Genomic DNA, 7,459 nt, shown 5'->3' with positions numbered 1-7,459 from the left:
TCCCGTAACGATTCCGCAGAAGAAAGGCGATCCGGTCGTCTTTTCGCGTGACGAGCATCCGCGCGAAACCTCGCTCGAGACGCTCGCGAAGCTGAAGGGCGTCGTGCGCCCGGACGGTTCGGTGACGGCCGGCAACGCGTCGGGCGTCAACGACGGCGCCGCCGCGGTGTTACTCGCGAACGAGGCCACCGCGAAGCGCTTCGGCCTGACGCCGCGTGCGCGCGTGCTCGGCATCGCGACGGCCGGCGTCGCGCCGCGCGTGATGGGCATCGGCCCCGCGCCGGCCACGCAGAAGCTGCTCGCGCGGCTCGGGATGACGATCGACCAGTTCGACGTGATCGAGCTGAACGAGGCATTCGCATCGCAGGGTCTCGCGGTGCTGCGCATGCTCGGCGTCGCCGACGACGATCCTCGCGTGAACCCGAACGGCGGCGCGATCGCGCTCGGCCATCCGCTCGGCGCGTCGGGCGCGCGTCTCGTGACGACCGCGATGTACCAGCTGCATCGCACCAACGGCCGCTTCGCGCTGTGCACGATGTGCATCGGCGTCGGCCAGGGCATCGCGATCGCGATCGAACGCGTTTGATCGCCTGAGGCGGCGAAGCGCGTGCGCGCTGCTTCGCCGTGTTCTCTTTTCAAACGATGTGGCCGGCACGAGAAGATCGTCGTGCCGGCCATATCGTCATTCAGCCTGCGATAGTTGCGCGAGGCGTGCCGCGAGCGCGTCGATCTCGGTGTCGGCGAACACCTCGACGCCGTGCTGGCGCAGCAACGCCGCCGTCACACCGGCGCCGGCATGCCGCCGGCCCGCAAAACGCCCGTCGTAAATGAAGCTGCTTCCGCACGACGGACTCCCGTCCGCCAGGATCGCGAAGCGGCAGTCGTGCGCGCGTGCCAACGCGAGCGCGGTTTGCGCGCCGTCGACGAACGGGGCCGTCACGTCGGTGCCATGCACGTCGACGATGCGCGCGGCGCCCGACAGCACGCGTTGCCCCGATTCCCCGTCCGCAATTTCGGCGGGCGGACGCGGCACGCTCAATCCCCCTGCCAGCTCCGGACACACGGGCACCAGGCGCCCTTCGCGCTGCCATCGTGCGAGCGTGTCATGCGCGGCGGTCTTCGCCGAGCCGTTGTAACGAACGGGGTGACCGAGCACGCACATGCTGACGAGGATTTTCGGCGTGGTCGGCTGCTGCGATGCGTTCTGCAATGTCGTTCTCCGGGCGGGTGGTGTCGAGCGAGCGGCAATTCCACGCGCGAGTCGCGTTCGCGCGTCAGGCCGTCGGCGCTTCCAGGTGGATGTCCTCCGGCTCGAGCGCGTACAGCGCCGGGTCGGGCGATGCGCTGACGGTGAAGCCGAGGCGCAGGTAGAAGTCGATCGTGCGCTGCGACGGCGTCGCGGACACGTAGAGCCGTGCGGCGCCCATCGTCCGCGCCTGCGCGCGGGCCGCGCGATAGAGCTGCTCGCCGAGCCCGCAACCGCGCCAGGCCCGGCTCACGTGCAGGAACTTCAGCTGCAGCATGTCGCGTCGCGGCCCGAGCGAATCGGCATCCACGATGACCGCCGCGACCAGTCGCGTGCCGTCGAACATGCCGAGACACCAGCCGCCGCGAGCGTGGCAGTCGAGCAGGATCGGCGTGTAGTGTTCGGCTTCGCCGTCGGGCCAGCCGCGCACGTCGTAGAAGTCGGGGACGAGCTGCAGCTCGCCGTCGCGCAGCGCATACAGATGATGGATGATCTCGCGCCGGTCGATGGTCCAGACGAGCGGCAGTTCGTCGCGGGTCAGCAGGCGTGCCGAGAGTGCGTCGCGTTCGGTGGCGGTGGGGCGTGTCATGCGGTGGTCCGGTGTGTGGCGCGTTGTGTGTGGCCGGGGGTGTGCGGCCGCGTGCATGCTGCGTCGCCGCGCATGTCGCGCATGTCGCGTATATCGCGCGTTTGCGGAACGCGCATCGCGTCGCAAGCGCGGAAAAAGGCGGCCTGATCGTGTCTATCGCCGTAATGCGCGGTCAGTGCCGTATATCGGGGCGACCGATTCAATTGGCGCCGGGATTTATTCATCGAGTTCAAATGCCGGTTGAATGGAGTCGATCAGGCTGAATCGTTTCGCTGAGCGAAACGGTCGCGCGAGCTGGTGCGTCGCCTGAATTAATCCTGTAAAGCATCGGACGCGATTATCGCGGAATTACTTGATCGAAATCATGCCGATGATCGAATTCGCAATTTCATGCGCTTCTGGATTAAGGTTTTCCCGGGGGTTGCCGACAGTAAGGATGAGACCGTCGTAAAGCGATGAACCGTTTTTCGGCTACTGAGCGTGATGTTCGCGCCGCGCGGATTCCGCATCCGGATCCGCCTTTCGGAGCCCTGCATGCGTAACAACCAGCCTGTCACCCAACAAGAATTCGAATTTCCCGACGACGTCACGCTGATGTCGACCACCGATGCCGACAGCATCATCACGTACGCGAACACGACGTTCGCGTACGTGAGCGGCTTCTCGCCCGACGAACTCGTCGGCCAGCCGCACAACGTCGTGCGGCACCCGGACATGCCGAAGGAGGCGTTCGCCGACATGTGGGCGACGCTGCGGCACGGCGAACCGTGGACCGCGCTCGTGAAGAACCGCCGCAAGAACGGCGACCACTACTGGGTGCGCGCGAACGCGGTGCCGGTGATGCGCGGCGGCGCGCCGCACGGCTACCTGTCGGTGCGCACCAAGGCGCCGCGCGACGAGATCGCGGCGGCCGACGCGCTGTACCGCGCGTTCCGCGAAGGCAAGGCCGGCCAGCGCCGTTTCCACAAGGGATTGGTCGTCCGAACCGGGCTGATGCGTGTCGCGTCGCTGTTCCAGACGATGTCGGTGCGCGCGCGCGTTCATTCGGCGCTGGGCGTGCTGGCGCCGGCCGTCGTCGGCGCGGGCTGGGCGTGCGGGTTGACCGGCGGCGGGCTCGCGGCGTTTGCCGTCGTGACGGCCGGCGTGTCGGCGGCGGCCGGCCTGTGGCTCGATGCGCAGATCGTGCGTCCGCTGAAACGGCTGCACGACCAGGCGCTGAACGTCGCGACCGGCGAAAACCGCCGCGGCGTCCGGATGAACCGGGTCGACGAGATCGGCATGACGCTGCGCACGATCAACCAGCTCGGGCTGATGTTCCGCTGGCTCGTCGATGATGTGAGCGAGCAGGTGCACAACGTGCAGCGCGCGAGCAACGAGATCGCGCAGGGCAACAACGACCTGAGCGCGCGCACCGAACAGGCCGCGTCGAGCGTGCAGGAGACCGCCGCGTCGATGGCCGAGATGACGGCCACCGTCGACAGCAATGCGGAGACCGCGCTGCAGGCGAACCGGCTCGCCGTGTCCGCGAGCGAGGCGGCCGAGCGCGGCGGGCAGGCGGTGAGCGAAGTCGTCACGACGATGAACGACATCACCGACAGCTCGCGCAGGATCGCCGACATCATCGGCGTGATCGACGGGATCGCGTTCCAGACCAACATCCTCGCGCTGAACGCGGCGGTCGAGGCGGCGCGCGCGGGCGAACAGGGGCGCGGCTTCGCGGTGGTCGCGGGCGAGGTGCGGGCGCTCGCGCAGCGCAGCGCGAACGCGGCGAAGGAAATCAAGACGCTGATCGGCGCGAGCGTCGACCGGGTCGAATCGGGCGCGCGGATCGTCGACGGTGCGGGCAAGACGATGGAGGACATCGTCACGCAGGTGAAGCGCGTGTCGGACCTGATCGCGGAGATCAGTTCGTCGACGGCCGAGCAGAGCACCGGGGTCGCGCAGGTCGACCAGGCTGTGGTGCATCTGGACAACATCACGCAGCAGAATGCCGCGCTGGTCGAGCAGAGCGCGGCGGCGTCGGAAAGCCTGAAGCAGCAGGCGACGCGGCTCGTCGATGCGGTGAACGTGTTTCGGTAATCGGCCGGGGGCGGGCGTTCCGTCTCGTCGCGTCACGTCAGTCGAGGCGGCGAAATCTCCGATTTCCGATTCGATCCGAATGGATCAAACGAGAGGAATTCGCATTCTCGATTCCGGATTTACCCGTGAATCTCGCTGGAATGAGCGCCTCCAATAATCAGACGATTGGCGTCCAAGTATTTGATAAAAATGGATTTTTATTTACGTATAAACAAAGTGTTCGGCTAAATCAAGATGATGCGAAATTAATGCATATTTACCCGAAGCCGGCATAATGTTTTCGTCAAATTTGCCGAAAGCGCAGGAGTCTGATCGAACGCATGCGGGACGACCGCGATGCGTACGGTCTCGATCCAATCCACAAGCGGGCGCAAGATCCGCAACCCGGAACTCCAAACCATGCGCAATAACCAGCCTGTCACGCAACGCGAATTCGATTTTCCCGACGACGCGACGCTGATGTCGACCACCGACGCGGACAGTTACATCAAGTACGCGAATGCCGCGTTCATCCAGGTCAGCGGATTTTCCCCCGAGGAGATCGAAGGTCAGCCGCACAACGTCGTGCGGCACCCGGACATGCCGAAGGAGGCATTCGCCGACATGTGGGCGACGCTGCGGAACGGCGAACCGTGGACCGCGCTCGTGAAGAACCGCCGCAAGAACGGCGATCACTACTGGGTCCGTTCGAATACGGTGCCGGTGATGCGCAACGGGCAGCCGACCGGCTACATGTCGGTGCGCACCAAGGCGTCGCGCGACGAGATCGCGGCGGCCGACGCGCTGTATCGCGCGTTCCGCGAAGGCAAGGCCGGCAATCGCCGTTTCCACAAGGGGCTGATCGTCCGTACCGGGCTGATGCGTGTCGCGTCGCTGTTCCAGACGATGTCGGTGCGCGCGCGCGTGCATTCGACGCTGTGCGTGCTGGCGCCGGCCGTCGTCGGCGCGGGCTGGGCGTGCGGGCTGACCGGCGGCGGGCTCGCGGCGTTTGCCGGTGCGGCGGCCGGCGTGTCGGTGGCGGCCGGCCTGTGGCTCGATGCGCAGATCGTGCGTCCGCTGATTCAGTTGCGCGACCAGGCGTTGCGCGTCGCGACCGGCGAGAGCCGCTCCGGCGTCGCGATGAACCGGGTCGACGAGATCGGCATGACGCTGCGCACGATCAACCAGCTCGGGCTGATGTTCCGCTGGCTCGTCGACGATGTGAGCGAACAGGTGCACAACGTGCAGCGCGCGAGCAACGAGATCGCGCAGGGCAACAACGACCTGAGCGCGCGCACCGAACAGGCGTCGACCAGCGTGCAGCAGACGGCTGCGTCGATGGCAGAGATGACGGCCACCGTGTCGAGCAATGCGGAGACGGCACTGCAGGCGAACCAGTTGTCGGTTTCGGCGAGCGAGGCGGCCGAGCGCGGCGGACGGGCAGTGAGCGAAGTCGTCACGACGATGAGCGACATCACGGCGAGTTCGCACAAGATTTCCGACATCATCGGCGTGATCGACGGGATCGCGTTCCAGACCAACATCCTCGCGCTGAACGCGGCGGTCGAAGCGGCGCGCGCGGGCGATCAGGGCCGCGGCTTCGCGGTGGTCGCGGGCGAGGTGCGGGCGCTCGCGCAGCGCAGCGCGAACGCGGCGAAGGAAATCAAGACGCTGATCGGCGCGAGCGTCGACCGGGTCGAATCGGGCGCGCGGATCGTCGACGGCGCGGGCAAGACGATGGAGGACATCGTCACGCAGGTGAAGCGCGTGTCGGACCTGATCGCGGAGATCAGCTCGTCGACGGCCGAGCAGAGTACGGGGGTCGCGCAGGTCGACCAGGCGGTCGTGCATCTGGACAACATCACGCAGCAGAATGCCGCGCTGGTCGAGCAGAGCGCGGCGGCGTCCGAAAGCCTGAAGCAGCAGGCGACACGGCTCGTCGATGCGGTGAACGTGTTTCGTTGAAAACGGGGAAGGGAGGTGACGCGGGCGCGGCGGAGAGGGGCGCCGGCCCGCGTCGGGACCGCCCGGTTCCGGCCGGGCGGTCAGGGCCTGTCACGGACGCGACAGGCCCCGAACCGTCAGACGGCGAGACAGAGATACTTGATCACGACGTAGTCGTCGATGCCGTAGTGCGAGCCTTCGCGGCCGAGGCCCGACTGCTTGACGCCGCCGAACGGCGCGACTTCGTTCGAGATCAGGCCCGTGTTGATGCCGACCATCCCGTACTCGAGCGCTTCGGCGACCTTCCACACGCGGCCGATGTCGCGGCTGTAGAAATACGCGGCGAGACCGAACTCGGTATCGTTCGCGAGGCGGATCACCTCGTCGTCGCTGCTGAACTTGAACAGCGGCGCGAGCGGCCCGAACGTCTCTTCCTTCGCGACCTTCATCGCCGGCGTGACGCCCGTCAGCACGGTCGGCTCGAAGAAGCCGTGGCCGAGCGCGTGACGCTTGCCGCCCGTCGCGACGGTCGCGCCCTTCGCGAGCGCGTCCTCGATGTGCGCCTCGACCTTCAGCACGGCCGCTTCGTTGATCAGCGGACCCTGCGTGACGCCCGGCTCCGTGCCGCGACCGACCTTCAGCTGGCCGACCGCCGCCGCGAGCTTCTGCGCGAACTGGTCGTACACGGCTTCGTGCACGTAGAAGCGGTTCGTGCACACGCAGGTCTGGCCGCTGTTGCGGTACTTCGATGCGATCGCGCCCTGCACGGCCGCATCGAGATCGGCGTCGTCGAACACGATGAACGGCGCGTTGCCGCCGAGCTCCAGCGACACTTTCTTGACCGTCGCCGCGCATTGCGACATCAGCAGGCGACCGACCGGCGTCGAGCCGGTGAACGACAGCTTGCGCACGATCGGGTTCGACGTCAGTTCGCCGCCGATCGCCTTCGGGTCGCCCGTGACGACGCTGAACACACCGGCCGGCACGCCCGCGCGTTCCGCCAGCACGGCCATCGCGAGTGCCGAGAACGGCGTCGCTTCAGCCGGCTTCACGACGATCGGGCAGCCTGCCGCGAGTGCCGGGCCGACCTTGCGGGTGATCATTGCCGCCGGGAAGTTCCACGGCGTGATCGCCGCGCACACGCCGATCGCTTCCTTCGTCACGACGATGCGCTTGTCGCTCGCCGGCGTCGGGATCGTGTCGCCGTACACGCGCTTGCCTTCCTCCGCGAACCACTCGAGGAACGACGCCGCGTAGCCGATCTCGCCCTTCGCCTCGGCCAGCGACTTGCCCTGCTCGGTGGTCAGGATCAGCGCGAGGTCGTCGGCGTTGTCCATCATCAGGTCGTGCCACTTGCGCAGGATCGCCGCGCGTTCCTTCGCGGTCTTCTTGCGCCACGCCGGCCATGCGGCGTTCGCGGCTTCGATCGCGTGACGCGTCTCGGCCGTGCCCATCGCCGGCACGGTGCCGAGCAGGCCGCCGGTTGCCGGGTTGCGGACTTCGAACGACTCGCCGTTCGTTGCGCCTTGCCATTCGCCGTTGACGTACGCCTGCTGGCGGAACAGCGACGGATCTTTCAGTGCCAGGGTTTCCTGAACAGTGCTCATATGAATCGCCTGCTT

At 66.9% G+C, this 7,459-nt stretch carries 6 protein-coding genes; 3 read left to right on the top strand and 3 right to left on the bottom strand.

What is annotated here, in order from left to right; genetic code table 11:
* Nucleotides 1–586, top strand: a 586-nt coding sequence (locus U5771_RS26080; RefSeq protein WP_322026640.1) for an acetyl-CoA C-acyltransferase, incomplete at its 5' end; no start/stop codon positions are given.
* 96 nt (nucleotides 587–682) lie between these two features.
* On the opposite strand, the gene U5771_RS26075 is transcribed toward U5771_RS26080, so the two are convergent.
* Both U5771_RS26075 and U5771_RS26070 read right to left on the bottom strand, forming a co-directional pair.
* Nucleotides 683–1,162, bottom strand: a complete 480-nt coding sequence (locus U5771_RS26075; RefSeq protein ID WP_322026641.1) for a DUF523 domain-containing protein — start codon at nucleotides 1,160–1,162, stop codon at nucleotides 683–685.
* 112 nt (nucleotides 1,163–1,274) lie between these two features.
* Nucleotides 1,275–1,835: a GNAT family N-acetyltransferase gene (locus U5771_RS26070; protein WP_322026639.1), complete on the bottom strand. Its 561-nt coding sequence runs from the start codon at nucleotides 1,833–1,835 to the stop codon at nucleotides 1,275–1,277.
* Nucleotides 1,836–2,369: 534 nt separating this feature from the next.
* Here U5771_RS26070 and U5771_RS26065 point away from each other — a divergent pair.
* Together U5771_RS26065 and U5771_RS26060 are read left to right on the top strand one after the other, a co-directional pair.
* Nucleotides 2,370–3,914 carry a methyl-accepting chemotaxis protein gene (locus U5771_RS26065; RefSeq protein ID WP_322026638.1) on the top strand — a complete coding sequence of 515 codons (1,545 nt, stop codon included), beginning with the start codon at nucleotides 2,370–2,372 and terminating at the stop codon, nucleotides 3,912–3,914.
* 399 nt (nucleotides 3,915–4,313) lie between these two features.
* Complete coding sequence (locus U5771_RS26060; protein ID WP_322026637.1) at nucleotides 4,314–5,858, top strand: methyl-accepting chemotaxis protein; 1,545 nt, start codon at nucleotides 4,314–4,316, stop codon at nucleotides 5,856–5,858.
* Between the two features lie 116 nt (nucleotides 5,859–5,974).
* Here the strand turns inward: U5771_RS26060 and gabD are convergent, their stop codons facing one another.
* A complete protein-coding gene (gene gabD / locus U5771_RS26055; protein WP_322026636.1) occupies nucleotides 5,975–7,444 on the bottom strand; it encodes an NADP-dependent succinate-semialdehyde dehydrogenase in 1,470 nt (489 codons plus the stop codon).
* Nucleotides 7,445–7,459 lie beyond the last annotated feature (15 nt).

It is taken from the genome of Burkholderia sp. BCC1977 (assembly GCF_905339595.1).
GTDB lineage: Bacteria > Pseudomonadota > Gammaproteobacteria > Burkholderiales > Burkholderiaceae > Burkholderia.
This window is presented reverse-complemented; position numbering and strand designations above follow the sequence as displayed.